The organism is Sulfuricurvum sp., from assembly GCF_028681615.1.
Taxonomy (GTDB): domain Bacteria; phylum Campylobacterota; class Campylobacteria; order Campylobacterales; family Sulfurimonadaceae; genus Sulfuricurvum.
The window spans coordinates 15,516-30,031 of the sequence record NZ_JAQUHV010000013.1; the positions used below are offsets into that span (position 1 = coordinate 15,516).

Below are 14,516 nucleotides of genomic sequence, written 5' to 3' on the forward strand. Positions count from 1 at the left end.
GTCCACTAACTCAGGCTTATTGGCATGGTGTGATAGCGTTTCCCGGATGCATCAAACAGTGCATTTGGGACCGCCGCTAGAATAGGTGGAACCCCAGGCTCTCCAATACCTCCCACGGGATAGCCAGTATTGACAATACTGACTTCAATTTCCGGTGCATCAGAGATTCTGGAGACGATGTAATCATCATAATTGCTTTGTACGGTCATGCCGTTTTGGATCGTGATTTCACTATATTTTAGTGCGGCTATACCGAAATTTATTGCGCTGATCATTTGATTTTCGACATTGAGCGGGTTGAAAGCAAAACCGCAGTCAATACTACACCATACTTTCTCTACGACAAAACTGTCATTTGTAATACGGACCATTGCTACTTGGGCGCATGCACTCCCGAATGATTCGGCGACTGCAATACCATATCCAATGCCTTTCTCTTTTTTACGGCTGTACCACCCTGACTTCTCTGCTACATCTTGCAAAATGGCAATATGTCTTTTACTATCGAGATTCTCGAGTCGGAAAGTTATTGGGTCTTTTTTTGCTGCATATGCAGCTTCATCTATGATACCTTCTAAGGTGGGAATCGTATGAGTATGACCAACGGAACGCCACCATACAACTGGGATCGGTGACACAGGAGAATGTACTTGGATGTCATTACTTGCGATCGCGTACGGATGATAGGCCAAACCTTCTACCTGTGCATCTTCAACCCCATTTTCAATCGATTCCTCGAACGGTGTCCCTTTTAATATCTGCTGCCCTACGACCTTGGCTTCAAATGCAGTAATTTTGCCATTTTTATCCAGTGCGAGGCGGGCACTATTTTTGTACATGGGCCGGTAGTATCCACCTTTGATGTCATCTTCACGGCTCCAAAGTGTCATGATGGGAAACGGCTCATTTTTAGCAACATACAGGCCATCTTTAATGAAATCCACGCTAGCCACACCTCGTCGGCCAAATGCACTGCCGATATAGGGTGTTTCATAGGTGATTTTTTCCTTGTCAAGTTCTAGAATATCAATTGCTGCCTGAAGTGCCCATGTCTGCGACTGTGAACTAGACCAGATTGTTGCATGCTCTTTTTCATGATGGACGGTTACGCCGAGCGGCTCCATGGGAGCATGTGCAAGAAATGGAAAGTCAAAGTGAGCCTCAACGATTTTGTCTGCTTGTTTGAATGCTTCTATCGTATTTCCGTCTTTGCGTGCTGAAGCTCCAGGAGTTATCAACATGGCAGCATATTCTTTATGCATATCCATAGTGTTTGTTTTTGCAAATAACCCGTTATCCCACTCAATTTCAATGTCTTTGAGCGCTTCTTGTGCAATCCACCATTTGTCAGCGATGACGGCTATACCGCTAGGGATCAGTTTCACTTTGACAACACCGCTTCGCGTAAGTGCTTTGTCAGCATTAAACCGTTTTATTTTTGCTCCGAACACGGTAGCGTGTAATACTGCAGCGTACTTCATATTCGGTAAACGAACATCAATGGCAAACACAGCATTTCCACTGACTTTGCTCCACGCTTCCTTGGGATGTCTTTTCATCGGTTTGCCAATCAGTTTACACTTGTCATAGGGTTTTATCATTACATCAGTCGGTATATTCATCTGTGACAATGCTCCAACAAAAGCCCCGTACGGAAGCTTTTCTCCCGTCCTTGCATTAATGACATGACTTTCTTTGGTTTCGATAACAGAAATTGGAACTTCCCAGTATTTAGCAGCTGCATCCTGCAGCATTATACGTACGGTTGCACCGATCTGGCGCATCTGCATTTGTTTACTTTGCACGGATGCTGATCCACCGGTAATCATTAAATTCGGATCACTTTCATATACTGGTGCTACACTTGCAGGTTTGAATTGAATATCGTTCCATTTCACATCCAGTTCTTCTGCAATACACATTGCCAGTGTCGTGTAGATACCCTGCCCCATTTCCACTTGTCCGATAATAAAGGTAATGTTGTTGTTGTTATCAATTTCAATAAACGCATTAGGCTGAATTGTTGCTTCGTCAGTCTGTATAGCACGCGCTTTTGTAGGTATGTAAAATCCAATAACAAGCATACTTCCGGCAATAGCTGTATTTTTAATGAATTGACGTCTTGAAATAGACATTTCATTCTCCCTGGGAGACAGCCAATATTGCTGCCTTAATGCGGTTATAGGTGCCGCATCGGCAGATATTACCGTCCATAGCATTGATAATCTCTTCTTCAGAGGGGTGTGGATTTGATTTCAATAGCCCAACTGCATTCATGATTTGCCCAGGTTGGCAGTAACCACATTGAATGACATCATTATCGATCCACGCCTCTTGAACTTTTTTAAGAAGTGGATCAGTCTGATTCTGGATAGTAGTGATTTCTGCATTCCCTATTGAACTTAGGGGTGTAACACAGCTTCGTATTGCAGACCCGTCCATTAATACTGTACATGTGCCACATTGTGCCACGCCACACCCAAATTTTGTGCCTGTTAGGTTGAGATAGTCCCGAAGAATCCAAAGCAATGGAGTATCTGGATCGGCATCTACCGAGTATGTTCTATCGTCAATTTTGAGCTGTATAGCCATCTCAGTCCTTTTAAGAATAATTGTATAAGTGAAATATACCCAAATTTATTAAATAAATAGGGGGTTTTTGAGCATGAGTGGATACCCAATCGAATGTCAATATAATACAATTTTAGTTTAGCTACGTTACACTTTTGCTATGAAATCTACAAAAGAACAACTCATAATTGATATTGAAAATCTCCTCAACCGATATGAAGGTGTAAAGCCTACTCATATCGATCCGGCACTACTACAGTTTTTAGATCGAAATACTCTTCTTAGCATCATCGATTCTATCCTGCGTCAGCAAGAAAAAACAAATGAATCGAATATTGAATGGTTAGAGCAGTTCAAACAATATTGATATAACACATACTTATCACAAAAACTGTTTGTACTAAAATATTACCGAAAGTTGTTTTTTTAAGGTAATGCTAAAAAATATGATCTATAATAACAACAATTATCCACAGTGATATTTTTTAACATTGAAAATAAAAAGGAGTCTCCATGTCATCTAATGTCGATTTGATCCAACTTACTGAACAAACGAAAAAACTTACTGCAATGGTTGTTGAAGACGAAGTTGTAGCCAATGATCTTTTGAGCTCAACATTCAAAAACTTTTTTGCTGATGTAACTTCAGCTTACAATGGTGCCGAAGCATTACGTATGTACGAAAAAGTAAATCCGGATATCGTATTCGTTGATATCATTATGCCGGAAATCGACGGTATTGAGCTTGCTCGCCGTATCCGTTCAATCAACCCGTCGCAAATCATTATCGTTATTTCTGCAAGTAACGATATCCAAAAAATCTCTGAATCAATCGAAGTCGGAGTTAACAGCTTCATCCAAAAACCGATTGATACGAAAAAAATCCTTGAGATGCTTCAAAACATCACAAGTTTGGTATCAAAACGCAAAAAAATCGAAACGAAAACATTCTCTATCTCTTTACCGTTGGATGTTTATGAATTGGTTGACGATAACGCAAAAGCAGAGAGTATCTCTAAAAATGCCGTTATTATCCGCGCACTTCGCTCATTCTATAACGACTAATCTCCCCTCTTCCCATCTTTGTGGGAAGATTCTGAAAATTTAGCTTTTTTTCAGCATTATCTCCCTATAATTTCGGCTCAGGTTAAACCTGTCTCATTGTCGGCCCCATCATCTAATGGTTAGGATTCCAGATTTTCATTCTGGCCATACGAGTTCGAATCTCGTTGGGGTCACCATTTTTAAACTCTCTTTTCTTTTCCAACTACCTTTTAAATTTCTATAATAATCCTATTTTGATAGTCATACTGCATTTTTTTGTAAAAAAATATCATAACTATGAAGTAAATGAAGCGAGTTGTGTGACTCACCGATATACGGTGAGTGTGAGAAAAATTATTTGAAGAGAGCGATCATTACCCCTGCAGCAATCGCAGAACCGATAACACCGGCGACATTTGGTCCCATCGCATGCATTAACAGCATATTGGTAGGATCGTCTTTCGTCCCCTCTTTATGCGATACACGTGCAGCCATAGGTACTGCTGATACACCTGCGGACCCGATAAGCGGGTTGATTTTTTCATCACTAAACATATTCATAACTTTAGCCATGAGAACTCCAGCCGCAGTCCCTACAGAGAATGCAACCAGTCCTAATACCAATATCGCCAACGTATCAATGACTAGAAATTGATCGGATGCAAGTTTAGAGCCGACACCGAGCCCCAAAAAGATCGTTACGATATTAATCAACGCATGTTGCATCGTATCACTCAAACGATCGACTACACCCGATTCTTTAAAATAATTGCCTAATGCAAAGGCACCGACCAAAGGAGCTGCATCCGGAAGCAACAGAATAATCATTGAAAAAACCAGTAGAGGAAATAGAAGTTTTTCCAAACGACTGACATGACGCAGTGTTCGCATACGGATTTTGCGTTCTTCCGGCGTGGTCAACGCTCTCATAATCGGAGGCTGGATAATCGGTACCAAGGCCATATAAGAATATGAAGCAACCGCAATCGCACCTAAAAGTTCCGGTGCCAAAGACGTAGCAATAAAAATCGATGTCGGACCGTCCGCCCCGCCTATGATACTGATTGCCGCGGATTGCTGTAACGTAAAATCAAACCACGGTGTAAACTGACTCAGTGCATAGGCACCGACCAAGGTTCCGAAAATTCCAAATTGTGCCGCTCCACCCAAAAGTGCAGTTCTCGGGTTAGCAAGCAGCGGTCCGAAATCGGTCATCGCTCCGACACCCATAAAGATAAGTAGAGGAAAAAGCTCATTCGCAATCCCCATATTATAAATTATCCCCAAGAGCCCATGAGGCCCGGCAATATTTGCGATAGGAACATTTGCCAATAATCCGCCGAATGCAATAGGAAGAAGTAATAACGGTTCAAACCCTTTTGCAATTGCCAAATAAAAGAGGAGAAATGTTACACCGAACATAATGACACGTCCCCAAGTCTGGTGAAAGGCGGACATCGGTTTTCCCTGAGAGGTTACGACCCCTTCTTTAGGATGGATCAACGCATTAATACCTGTGGTATGATAAAAATTGATCATCATATCTTTAAAGTCCATCGGTTGATATGTTTCTTCGCGATAGGTTGACTTATGCGGTGCTTCGGCAGAAACAGTTGTATCTGTTGTTATTTGTACAGCGGTATCAGCGGATGTATCTGAGGCCATACTTGACAAAGAGATTGTGAACATCAATAGAAGAGAAAAGAGAACTTTTTTCATTAAATTTTCCCTTCTTGTTCTAACGCATGATGATGTTGCAGCGCAGCTAAAATAGCGGCAATTTTTGCATTTTCATTTATTTTCTGAGTAGGTGCAATCGATTGTGATGCCGACGCAGGGGTTTTTGAAGCCTCCGGAAAATAACGGAGAATAAGCTTAGACATAATTTTTGTCATATACACCATAGTTGTTAAGAATAGGAAAACGGTTCCCATTCCTAAAAACATTATTTTTATGCTTTCAAAAAACATACTAATCCTTTTTATGTGATTTTATATTGTTTACCCTGTTTTACTCCCTTATAAACTGAAAGACCTCTATTCTTAATACCATCCCAAATAAATAAATTGGAAATACCACACCGCAAGAGAAGCAATATATCCGACAAGTACCGTCCATGCCAATTTTAAATGCGATGAAAAAGTATAAATACCATGCATTTTCCCCATCACCCCTACTCCGGCAGCGCTTCCGAAACTAATCAATGATCCGCCGATACCGGCGGTCATAGTCACTAACATCCATTGAGCAAGATTAATATCCGGGTTTGCTTTTAAAACTGCTGACATAACAGGAACATTATCAACAATAGCGGAAAGGAATCCGACACCGATGTTCACGATCGTCGGGTCAAACATTTCAAATAATTGTGCCGCATACGCCAAGAAACCGGTAAAATGAAGAGCTCCTACCGCTGCAAGGATACCGAAGAAAAAGAGAAGCGTATTATTCTCGATTTTACTCATTGCGTCATAGATACTGACATCGATTTTATGCTTTTTCTTGAGAAAGAACATATACAGCTGTAAGATTGCCAGCCCGAATAACATTCCCCACATCGGCGGAAGCTGAATGACCTGTTTGCCGATAACAGCCAAGGCAATTGTCAAAGCACCAAAAGCAATAATAACTCTTCCCCCTTTGAGAATTTCGATCTTTGATGCCGCTTCCGGATCCCCGTCGTTATTAGGATCAAAATCAGGAACATAGCGGACAAGTAAAGCTGCCGTAATCAACCATCCGATAAATGCTGCCGGAAAAAGATAAAGAAAATCAATGAATGAACCTTTTTCTGCCGCCCATACCATCAATGTAGTAATGTCACCAAACGGGCTCCACGCACCACCAGCGTTGGCAGCAACGACAACGTTGATCGCACTCGGAACCAAAAAATCTTTGGTTTTATTATCGATTGTCAGCAATACTGTAGAAAGAATTAATGCCGTAGTAAGGTTATCCGCAACAGGTGAGATAAAAAATGCCAAGGCCCCGGTAATCCAAAAAAGTTCACGGTAACTGTACCCTTTTGTAATCAGCTTTGCACGTAAAGCATTGAAAACTCCACGCTCTATCAAAGCCTCAATATAAGTCATAGCAACAAACAAGAAAAAGAAAATTTCAGCAATTTCCAAAATCATATGATCAACTTCATGTTCAAACGGAGTCATATCAGCTCCGACGCTCACATAATAAATCCCGATTAAAACGAACATCAGTGTTCCGATAAATAATGCAGGCTTTGCTTTGTCGATATGATATTTCTCTTCAGCAGCAATAAAATAGTATCCCACTATAAAAATAGCTAAGAGAAACCATCCAAACGGATGGTTTGCTAGGTTAATCACACCTGTTTCTGCACCTGGTATAGTCATAATTGATTCCCTTTTGTGTCCATAATGAGATTAATACAGCTGTATCTCATTAATTTTTTGCCCCCAAGTGTATCGTAAAAGTAACCCTTAAGCAACTCAGGCGTAGCATTTCGCAATTAAAATCATATATTTTATTAAGGATTACCTACGCATACTCGTGAAATCAAATTAATTTTATTTAGCTTTATCGCATTGATTCTGATCGGAGCCCTATTACTCTCGCTTCCTTTCGCACACAATGGCGAGTTGAGGTTTATGGATGCCTTATTTACCTCCACGTCTGCAGTTTGTGTAACCGGGCTTATCGTTAAGGATACTCCTGTAGATTTCACTTCATTCGGACATTTGGTCATTCTTCTTTTAATACAGATTGGTGGTTTAGGTTATATGACTGCTGTTACTTTTATGGCTGTCATGCGTCGGCAAAAGATCGGTCATCGTGACCGTTTGATATTACAGGAATCGCTTAATTACCCTGGTATGGATGGATTGGTACGATTTTTAAAAATTGTATTTTCCACGATTTTCACTATCGAACTCATCGGTATGGTCGTCTTGACACTGCGATTTTGGGTTGATATGCCATTGGACCGTGCAGCCTGGTTCGGAATATTTCATGCGGTTTCAGCTTTTAATAATGCCGGTTTTTCTCTCTTCAGCGATAATATGATGAGTTATCGAGATGATTTTGTTATCAACATTACCATACCTGTTTTAATTATCCTCGGCGGTCTAGGATATTTGGTCCTTCTTGAACTCTATCATTATCATCGAGGTCGTGTACTAAGACTTTCAACGCACACAAAACTCGTTTTAATCATGACTTTGATATTGATCATTCTAGGTATGGCTATACTCCTCTCTTTGGAATGGAATAATCCTAATTCGTTTGGGAATATGAGTACTTACCAAAAAATTTTAGCCGCATGGTTTGCTTCAGTAAACTATCGGACAGCCGGTTTTAATACCATTGATTTTTCCACACTGACCGACTCTAATCTTTTCTTCGGTACGTTTTTTATGATGACCGGAGGTAGCCCCGGGGGAACTGCAGGCGGTATCAAAACGACTGCTGTGGCACTGGCACTTATCGGTGTTTGGTATACGATGCGCGGTGATACACGCGTTCATATATATCGACGTTCAATTTCACCGTATCAAATCAACAAAGCGTATGCCATTATTTTTGTTGCATCCATCTATGTCGTCGTTTCGACTATCATCTTAAGTGAAGTTGAGCGTCTGCCATTTTTACGAATTTTATTTGAAACAACTTCCGCATTCGGTACGGTTGGTGTATCGACAGGTAATGGCGGTGTACTAAGTTATAGTGCCCTGTTTAGCGATTGGGGGAAACTCAATATCATTATTTTGATGCTTATGGGGCGGGTTGGAGTATTTGCTTTTACTATTGTAATCGTCGGAAAAGCAGCGGAAAGCCGCATTAAATATGCAGAAGGAAAGGTAATTATTTAACATGAATACATATGCCGTATTAGGTTTGGGGAAATTTGGATTTCATGTTGCAAAAGGATTGGCTCAGCAAGGTGTCAATGTCATAGCAGCTGATTTAGATGAGGAACAGGTACGCGATATTAATGAATTTGTTCAAGACGCTATCATTCTCGATTCAACCGACATGCGAGCATTACGCGAAGCAGGAATCGGGAATGTCGATGTTGCCGTAGTAAGTATTGGTGAAAATATCGAGGCAAGTATCCTTACTGTTATGGCACTTAAAGAGCTCGGCGTAGAGACGGTTATTGCCAAAGCGATTACAACCGTACACGGTCAAATTCTCTCCAAGCTCGGTGCGGCTAAAGTTATCTATCCGGAAATGGAATCCGCTAAAAAGATTGTCAAAAAAATGGTTGCAAATATGCATTATGAGACCATTGATCTTTCCATCACGATGAAAATTGCTAAACTGACCGTTCCGTCATTTTGGGTTGGTATCTCAATCCTCTCTCCGATTTTTGAAAATGAATTTGAAGTAAAACCGATCGCCTATAAACACCAGGGTGTATGGTACACCTCGTTTGAAAATGACGATATATTGGAAAAGGGTGATATACTCCTCGTTTTAGGCAATAGTTCGCACATCGAAGCTCTCAGCAAAAAGGTATGAGTTAGCCTCTTTCTGCTAAAATACGAAAAATATTTTAGGAAAGAATACTTATGCTCCGTTTTGCTCCAAGCCCGACGGGAGATATGCATATCGGCAATCTCCGCGTCGCACTATTTAATTATATATCAGCCGTCCAACGTGAGGAGCCGCTTCTTATTCGTATCGAAGATACTGATAAAGAGCGTAATATCCCCGGTAAAGAAAAAGAAATTTTTGAGATATTAGCCCTTTTTGGGATAGAGTACCAAGAACAACAACTTCAAAGCAATAATTTGCGTTTTCACCGAGCAATGGCTTTGCAACTGCTCCAAGATAAAAAAGCATTTAACTGTTTTTGTACACCTGAAACTTTGGATGCAAAACGAGAAGCATCTAAAGAGGGCAAAATTGCATACCGTTATGACGGCACTTGTGAAAATCTTCCGGCTGAAGAGGTGATCGACAACCCTCTGCCCTTTACAATCCGTTTGAAAAAACCGGAACATTCTATTACCGTTACCGATTTGATTAAAGGGGAAAGTACTTTTGCTCCGGATGATATCGACAGCTTTATTTTGATGCGTGCGGACAAATACCCAACCTACAATTTTGCCTGTGCCGTCGATGATATGCTCGCTGATGTTTCTCTCATTATCCGTGGTGAAGATCATCTCAGCAATACTCCAAAACAGATTGCTATTCATGAAGCGCTCGGATATACCAAAAAAGTGGAATACGCCCATTTGCCTATTATTCTCGGTAATGAGGGTAAAAAGATGTCGAAACGCGATGATGCATCCAGTGTGAAATGGCTTCTTGAAGAGGGATATCTGCCGGAAGCGATCAGCAACTATCTCATTTTAATGGGTAATAAAACTCCGCTTGAAATTTTTAGTGTTAAAGAAGCGATCAAATGGTTTGATCTTAAAACGATATCCAAAGCCCCTGCCCGTTTTGATATCGACAAACTCAAATTTATCAACCGTGAACATCTCAAGGGGCTGGATCCTAAAGAACTTTCACGTTATGTCGGATTTGCCGATGAAGAGATCGGAAATCTTGCCAAGCTCTTTTTGGAAGAGGCAAGTACTCTCAAAGAGCTTCGTGCAAAAATCGGTGCAATTTTTTCCCCTAAGAATGTACCTGAAGAATATCAAGAGGGCTTTGAACTATTACGTGATTTAACACAAAAAGCTCCCCATTTCGATGATTATGATTCCTATAAAGCTTATTTGATGGAACATAGCGGATTGAAAGGGAAAAATCTCTTTAAACCGCTTCGCCTTTTACTCAGTGGTGCTGAACATGGTCCTGAAATGGGTGATTTATACACGCATATCAAAAACTATCTCAAAGAGGTAGTCAAATGATGGCAGGAATTGTTTCCGGAGTGGGAGGAATCGTCCATTCCCTCATTACCGTCTATATCTGGGTTTTGATTATCGGAGCCCTCCTCTCATGGGTACGCCCTGATCCGTATAATCCGATCGTTCAAATTATTTACCGATTAACAGAACCTGCATATCGGCTCATTCGCCGTGTAATGCCGACAGTGTTTAACGGTTTAGACCTTGCACCACTAATCTTGGTTATTTTACTCCAAGTTTTAGATGTCTTATTGGTCAACATTATCAATGCTTTAGTATTATCGTAATGCGTTTCTTTATTTTAGCACTGTGCCTCGTAACCGGGGTCTGGGGTTTTACCCTTGATGAAATTAATGATAAGCCGGCTTCACGTCAAAAAAATTTTATGATTTGGCAATTTTTACATCAGGATATCAATGCTTCACAGGCATCCGAAGCGTTTTATCAGATTGACAATGTAAATGAGCGTTTTTTATTCGATTATGCTGCAAAAACGGATGAAGAGGAGATAAAATATACCGCTTCCTGCCTCCGTGAGCAAGCGTGTAATTTACCCTTGATCGAACAAGACGATTGTCTCATGCTTGCGCTTACACCGGCTAAAGCAACGGCGTTAAAACCGGAAGAACGTGAGAATATTGCCGTCGGTCTTAATAACCGTTTTGGAAATACTGAATGGCTAAGAGCCATGAATCAAGAGAGTATGTACACTTCAGTAGACAATCTGAATAATGAAACGATCGTCTTCCGTCTCGCAGGTGCAACGTATCGCCATGAACGCTTCAACCATACGCTTTCTTCTGAAGTATTAGAGGCGTTGGGCCAAAGTCCTGCATTTTCTCAAATCGTCTTTTTAGCCGTTACAGATCCTGCAATGGATCAGATGCAGCAATCCATCGCGGATGTATTCGTTGGAAACTTTGACCCGCAGACCCATTTTTTTCTCGCCATGAATGCCGTTAAATACGGTAAACTCGAAAATGCGGTAGAGCACTTAAAAGAGGCAAAAGGGCGTTTTTCTTCTCCGATCGATCGAGATAAAATCGTATTTTGGCTCTATGAAATTACCAAAGATCAAAATTATTTGACTGAACTTTCCCAAAGCCTTGATATCAACATGTATGTTCTTTATGCAAGAGAAATACTGCAATTGCCGACGGAAAATTATTTTACCACCCTTCCGACTACTCAGCGCACTGATAGTATTAACGGAATAGACCCGTTTCAATGGCGGTTGTTTTCACATGAAATCAAAGCCTCGACTCCTGAAACCATTGTAAACCTTATTGACCGTTGTGACGGAGAAGACTCAGTCGGTGTACAAGGATACGTCTTGGAACGGACGTATGAGCCATACATCCACAATTTTACGATGCCCTACGATCAGTATATGAGTTCAGTTAGCACCGATGATAAGGCCCTCATCTATGCTCTAATGCGTCAGGAAACCCGCTTTATTCCAGGATTGATTTCACGTTCGTTTGCGCTGGGACTTATGCAGATCATGCCGTTTAATGTCGATTCTATCAGTAAAGTCCTTCCGTTAAAACCGTCAAACTATTTTGACATGTTACAACCGGAATACAGCATTGTTTATTCAATAGCCCATTTACAGCATTTGATCAATAATCTTCATAACCCCGTCTTGATCGCATACGGCTACAATGGCGGACTCGGTTCGACAAAACGTCTGTTAATGGAAGGAGGACGCTTCCTCCCCGGAGAGTACGAACCGTTTTTGAGTATGGAACTGATCGGAAATGATGAAAATCGGGAGTATGGCAAGCGTGTACTTGCCAACTATGTAATGTATAAGAAAATTTTAGGTGAAGAAGTTTCGATAAAAGCTATTTTCGATAATTTAACTCAACCGACCCAGTCTGATTATTTTCGAGCCGAAGCGATAAAGAATCGCCAGACACTGGGTCGAACCGAATAAAATAGTATCGATTCCAATTATTCTGAACCGGTATCAAAGCACGTCGGGGATCTTTCTCTCCGAGAGGCTCGATAAGTGTTGCTTTTTTACCGTTAAGTGTCAGCTCATACCCGTTTGATTCCAGCTCTCTTATCTTCGTCGTTGAATCATCATTTTCAAAATAAACGGAGGCAACAAAATATTCACCGTCTTTATATTGGAGCGGATCGATTTTATTGAGATACAACGTCGAGAAAATTGCTTTAGTCTCCATAGACAGCAGAATGCTTCCGCTTCGTAGCTGCTCAACCGCGCGTTCATGTGCTTTATCTATTTTAAAAAGATCAAATGCCCCTTTTTGTGCACATCCGCTAAAAGCCAATAAAGCTGATAAAGCTATCCAAGATAATCGCATCCCAATCCTTTTGTCATCGAATAATCACTATTATACGTCATCTCGCCTTATATTTTTTTAGAACACCATTTTTTTTCGCATCTCAAAGTATAAAGTTATTGAAAATAGAGATAGCTTTGTATTTTGCCTGAGCTCTTTAGAAAGTTTAAAATGAACCTTGACTATAATGTCTATAATTTAACAGAGGTTGATTTTTTTGAAAAAACGTTTAGCGGTTGCGTTCACAGGTCCTTCCAACAGCGGGAAAACGACACTTATCTTAAAAGTGGCACGGAAATTAATTCATGAGCATAATTTACAGGTTGCCATCGTAAAAAATGATCCCAAAGACAAAGCCCAATTCGATGTACCGGGAAAAGACAGTTATAAATTCAGTGATACGGGTGCTGAGGTCATCGTAACCTCTCCGACACGTACCACGTATTTTTCACAACGTCACAAAGAGCTCGACGAGTTAATCGCCCTTTTCGGCGAATTTGATGTTTTACTGGTTGAGGGGCTTAAAAATTTACCGCTCCCGCGTATCAGTATTTTTAGAGGTTCTATCGATACGGACTATTTTCCCTATATGAATGCCCTTGCTATTGATGAAAGCATCGATACGGCTCACTATACAATCCCAGAAGGTATTGATTTACTCGATCTCAACAACCCCGATCAAGTGATCGAGTGGATTTTAGCTCACGCAAAGGTTATGAAATGAATGTTATTTTAGAAGCAATCCAGAAAAGTGCAATACGCATTAAACATGCAATTGATGTCAAAGATATCGGCTACTCCCAAGAGCAAAACAGCTCCGGAGAAACTCAGCTACAGCTGGATATTCAAAGTGATTTGATTATTGAAGAGGAACTCAGCCATGTTGCCGGAGTCCATACGATCGCCAGTGAAGAAAAAGAGCACCCTATGGTACTCAACGAAAACGGCCATTATTTTATCGCCTTTGATCCACTGGACGGTTCTTCCCTTGTAGATGTCAATCTCAGCGTAGGTTCGATTTTCGGCATCTATGAGGGTGAGTTTACTCCGAGTAAAATGGTCGGGAGCTGCTACGTAGTGTACGGTCCTCGTGTTGAACTGGTTTTTGCCGATGAGGAACATGTGTCACTCTATCTGCTCCAAAACGGTGAATTTGAATTTGTTAAGCATATCCTTTTGAATGAAAAAGGGAAAATAAATGCTCCTGGCGGAACGCAGCAGTGCTGGGCACCATTCCATAAAGCAATGATCGACAGTTTCTTTGCACGCGGCTATCGCCTTCGATACTCCGGCGGTATGGTTCCTGATTTACACCAAATCCTTTTAAAAGGGGGCGGATTATTCAGCTATCCGGGTGCAAGTGATAAACCGGAAGGGAAACTCCGTATGCTGTTTGAAGTTTTCCCTTTTGCCTTTATTTTTGAAAAAGCGGGCGGGAAAGCCGTTGACGGAACAAAACGTGTATTAGAAAAAGAGCCGAAGCATGTCCATGATACCAGTCCGTGCTTCTTCGGATCAGCGAATGAAATTGATGAGGTTATCAGTGTCTATGCCGGACAACAATGAAGTTTATGAAGAGCGCTTGGATGAAGCGATGCAAATTCTCCAATCATGCCAGCAAGATCACGAAGTAGAAAGTTGTTACGTATGCGTACAATGTATCGGCTGTGAAATTCGCACTAAATATATCCGAACGGTATATGAAAGTATGTCCAAGGGTGAAACCGGCGGATTTGATTTTTGA

Annotated in this window: 16 protein-coding genes and 1 tRNA gene; 11 read left to right on the forward strand and 6 right to left on the reverse strand. The window is 41.0% G+C overall.

The genetic code is table 11. The features are described 5' to 3' along the window. Positions 1-5 precede the first annotated feature (5 nt). Together PHE37_RS10815 and PHE37_RS10820 are read right to left on the reverse strand one after the other, a co-directional pair. The gene (locus PHE37_RS10815) at positions 6-2,219 is read right to left on the reverse strand and encodes a molybdopterin cofactor-binding domain-containing protein (protein ID WP_366881171.1); all 2,214 of its coding nucleotides are present in this window, start codon (positions 2,217-2,219) and stop codon (positions 6-8) included. Beyond that, positions 2,137-2,592, reverse strand: coding sequence for a (2Fe-2S)-binding protein (locus tag PHE37_RS10820; protein ID WP_299995168.1), 456 nt, complete (start codon positions 2,590-2,592; stop codon positions 2,137-2,139). Before PHE37_RS10820 ends, PHE37_RS10815 begins: the two co-directional genes overlap by 83 nt. A 139-nt stretch (positions 2,593-2,731) precedes the next feature. Here PHE37_RS10820 and PHE37_RS10825 point away from each other — a divergent pair, with 139 nt between their 5' ends. From PHE37_RS10825 to PHE37_RS10835, 3 genes are all read left to right on the forward strand, one after another. Then, positions 2,732-2,938: a hypothetical protein gene (locus PHE37_RS10825; RefSeq protein ID WP_299995170.1), complete on the forward strand. Its 207-nt coding sequence runs from the start codon at positions 2,732-2,734 to the stop codon at positions 2,936-2,938. 146 nt (positions 2,939-3,084) lie between these two features. After that, positions 3,085-3,636 carry a response regulator gene (locus tag PHE37_RS10830; RefSeq protein WP_015653526.1) on the forward strand — a complete coding sequence of 184 codons (552 nt, stop codon included), beginning with the start codon at positions 3,085-3,087 and terminating at the stop codon, positions 3,634-3,636. Between the two features lie 101 nt (positions 3,637-3,737). Beyond that, a tRNA-Glu gene (locus PHE37_RS10835) sits at positions 3,738-3,812 on the forward strand. A gap of 157 nt (positions 3,813-3,969) precedes the next feature. On the opposite strand, the gene PHE37_RS10840 is transcribed toward PHE37_RS10835, so the two are convergent. The 3 genes from PHE37_RS10840 to nhaD all read right to left on the reverse strand — a co-directional run bounded on the left by PHE37_RS10840 (position 3,970) and on the right by nhaD (position 6,986). Next, positions 3,970-5,334 carry a sodium ion-translocating decarboxylase subunit beta gene (locus PHE37_RS10840; RefSeq protein WP_299995172.1) on the reverse strand — a complete coding sequence of 455 codons (1,365 nt, stop codon included), beginning with the start codon at positions 5,332-5,334 and terminating at the stop codon, positions 3,970-3,972. Next, positions 5,334-5,585: an OadG family transporter subunit gene (locus PHE37_RS10845; RefSeq protein WP_299995173.1), complete on the reverse strand. Its 252-nt coding sequence runs from the start codon at positions 5,583-5,585 to the stop codon at positions 5,334-5,336. The genes PHE37_RS10840 and PHE37_RS10845 overlap by 1 nt, the downstream gene beginning before the upstream one ends. Before the next feature lie 72 nt (positions 5,586-5,657). Continuing rightward, entirely contained in the window at positions 5,658-6,986 is a 1,329-nt protein-coding gene (gene nhaD / locus PHE37_RS10850) for a sodium:proton antiporter NhaD (protein WP_299995174.1), read from the reverse strand. 192 nt (positions 6,987-7,178) lie between these two features. Between nhaD and PHE37_RS10855 the strand changes: the two genes are divergently transcribed. From PHE37_RS10855 to PHE37_RS10875, 5 genes are read left to right on the forward strand one after another with little or no spacing between them, the layout of a single operon-like run. Next, positions 7,179-8,462: a TrkH family potassium uptake protein gene (locus PHE37_RS10855; RefSeq protein WP_366881172.1), complete on the forward strand. Its 1,284-nt coding sequence runs from the start codon at positions 7,179-7,181 to the stop codon at positions 8,460-8,462. A 1-nt stretch (position 8,463) separates the two neighbouring features. Beyond that, entirely contained in the window at positions 8,464-9,114 is a 651-nt protein-coding gene (locus PHE37_RS10860; RefSeq protein WP_300008601.1) for a TrkA family potassium uptake protein, read from the forward strand. 50 nt (positions 9,115-9,164) lie between these two features. Then, the gene (gltX, locus tag PHE37_RS10865; protein WP_299997913.1) at positions 9,165-10,463 is read left to right on the forward strand and encodes a glutamate--tRNA ligase; all 1,299 of its coding nucleotides are present in this window, start codon (positions 9,165-9,167) and stop codon (positions 10,461-10,463) included. Next, positions 10,460-10,747: a YggT family protein gene (locus tag PHE37_RS10870; protein WP_299997916.1), complete on the forward strand. Its 288-nt coding sequence runs from the start codon at positions 10,460-10,462 to the stop codon at positions 10,745-10,747. Before gltX ends, PHE37_RS10870 begins: the two co-directional genes overlap by 4 nt. Next, entirely contained in the window at positions 10,747-12,399 is a 1,653-nt protein-coding gene (locus PHE37_RS10875) for a lytic transglycosylase domain-containing protein (RefSeq protein WP_300008603.1), read from the forward strand. The genes PHE37_RS10870 and PHE37_RS10875 overlap by 1 nt, the downstream gene beginning before the upstream one ends. Here the strand turns inward: PHE37_RS10875 and PHE37_RS10880 are convergent. Then, positions 12,308-12,793, reverse strand: a complete 486-nt coding sequence (locus tag PHE37_RS10880; protein ID WP_299995837.1) for a hypothetical protein — start codon at positions 12,791-12,793, stop codon at positions 12,308-12,310. The two genes, PHE37_RS10875 and PHE37_RS10880, sit on opposite strands and share 92 nt — an antisense overlap. Positions 12,794-12,989: 196 nt before the next feature. Between PHE37_RS10880 and mobB the strand changes: the two genes are divergently transcribed. The 3 genes from mobB to PHE37_RS10895 are packed head-to-tail and all read left to right on the forward strand — an operon-like array spanning position 12,990 to position 14,516. Beyond that, complete coding sequence (gene mobB, locus PHE37_RS10885) at positions 12,990-13,496, forward strand: molybdopterin-guanine dinucleotide biosynthesis protein B (protein ID WP_299995835.1); 507 nt, start codon at positions 12,990-12,992, stop codon at positions 13,494-13,496. Continuing rightward, positions 13,493-14,338 (forward strand): class 1 fructose-bisphosphatase, encoded by an 846-nt coding sequence (locus PHE37_RS10890; RefSeq protein WP_299995833.1) that lies wholly within the window; start codon positions 13,493-13,495, stop codon positions 14,336-14,338. Before mobB ends, PHE37_RS10890 begins: the two co-directional genes overlap by 4 nt. After that, a complete protein-coding gene (locus PHE37_RS10895; RefSeq protein ID WP_300008605.1) occupies positions 14,322-14,516 on the forward strand; it encodes a hypothetical protein in 195 nt (64 codons plus the stop codon). The genes PHE37_RS10890 and PHE37_RS10895 overlap by 17 nt, the downstream gene beginning before the upstream one ends.

Bases quoted from the DNA above. Each gene is read 5' to 3' on its own strand.
- PHE37_RS10815 (WP_366881171.1), bottom strand. From the start codon at position 2,219: ATGCTATGGACGGTAATATCTGCCGATGCGGCACCTATAACCGCATTA.
- PHE37_RS10820 (WP_299995168.1), bottom strand. From the start codon at position 2,592: ATGGCTATACAGCTCAAAATTGACGATAGAACATACTCGGTAGATGCC.
- PHE37_RS10825 (WP_299995170.1), top strand. From the start codon at position 2,732: ATGAAATCTACAAAAGAACAACTCATAATTGATATTGAAAATCTCCTC.
- PHE37_RS10830 (WP_015653526.1), top strand. From the start codon at position 3,085: ATGTCATCTAATGTCGATTTGATCCAACTTACTGAACAAACGAAAAAA.
- PHE37_RS10840 (WP_299995172.1), bottom strand. From the start codon at position 5,334: ATGAAAAAAGTTCTCTTTTCTCTTCTATTGATGTTCACAATCTCTTTG.
- PHE37_RS10845 (WP_299995173.1), bottom strand. From the start codon at position 5,585: ATGTTTTTTGAAAGCATAAAAATAATGTTTTTAGGAATGGGAACCGTT.
- nhaD (WP_299995174.1), bottom strand. From the start codon at position 6,986: ATGACTATACCAGGTGCAGAAACAGGTGTGATTAACCTAGCAAACCAT.
- PHE37_RS10860 (WP_300008601.1), top strand. From the start codon at position 8,464: ATGAATACATATGCCGTATTAGGTTTGGGGAAATTTGGATTTCATGTT.
- gltX (WP_299997913.1), top strand. From the start codon at position 9,165: ATGCTCCGTTTTGCTCCAAGCCCGACGGGAGATATGCATATCGGCAAT.
- PHE37_RS10870 (WP_299997916.1), top strand. From the start codon at position 10,460: ATGATGGCAGGAATTGTTTCCGGAGTGGGAGGAATCGTCCATTCCCTC.
- PHE37_RS10875 (WP_300008603.1), top strand. From the start codon at position 10,747: ATGCGTTTCTTTATTTTAGCACTGTGCCTCGTAACCGGGGTCTGGGGT.
- PHE37_RS10880 (WP_299995837.1), bottom strand. From the start codon at position 12,793: ATGCGATTATCTTGGATAGCTTTATCAGCTTTATTGGCTTTTAGCGGA.
- PHE37_RS10890 (WP_299995833.1), top strand. From the start codon at position 13,493: ATGAATGTTATTTTAGAAGCAATCCAGAAAAGTGCAATACGCATTAAA.
- PHE37_RS10895 (WP_300008605.1), top strand. From the start codon at position 14,322: ATGCCGGACAACAATGAAGTTTATGAAGAGCGCTTGGATGAAGCGATG.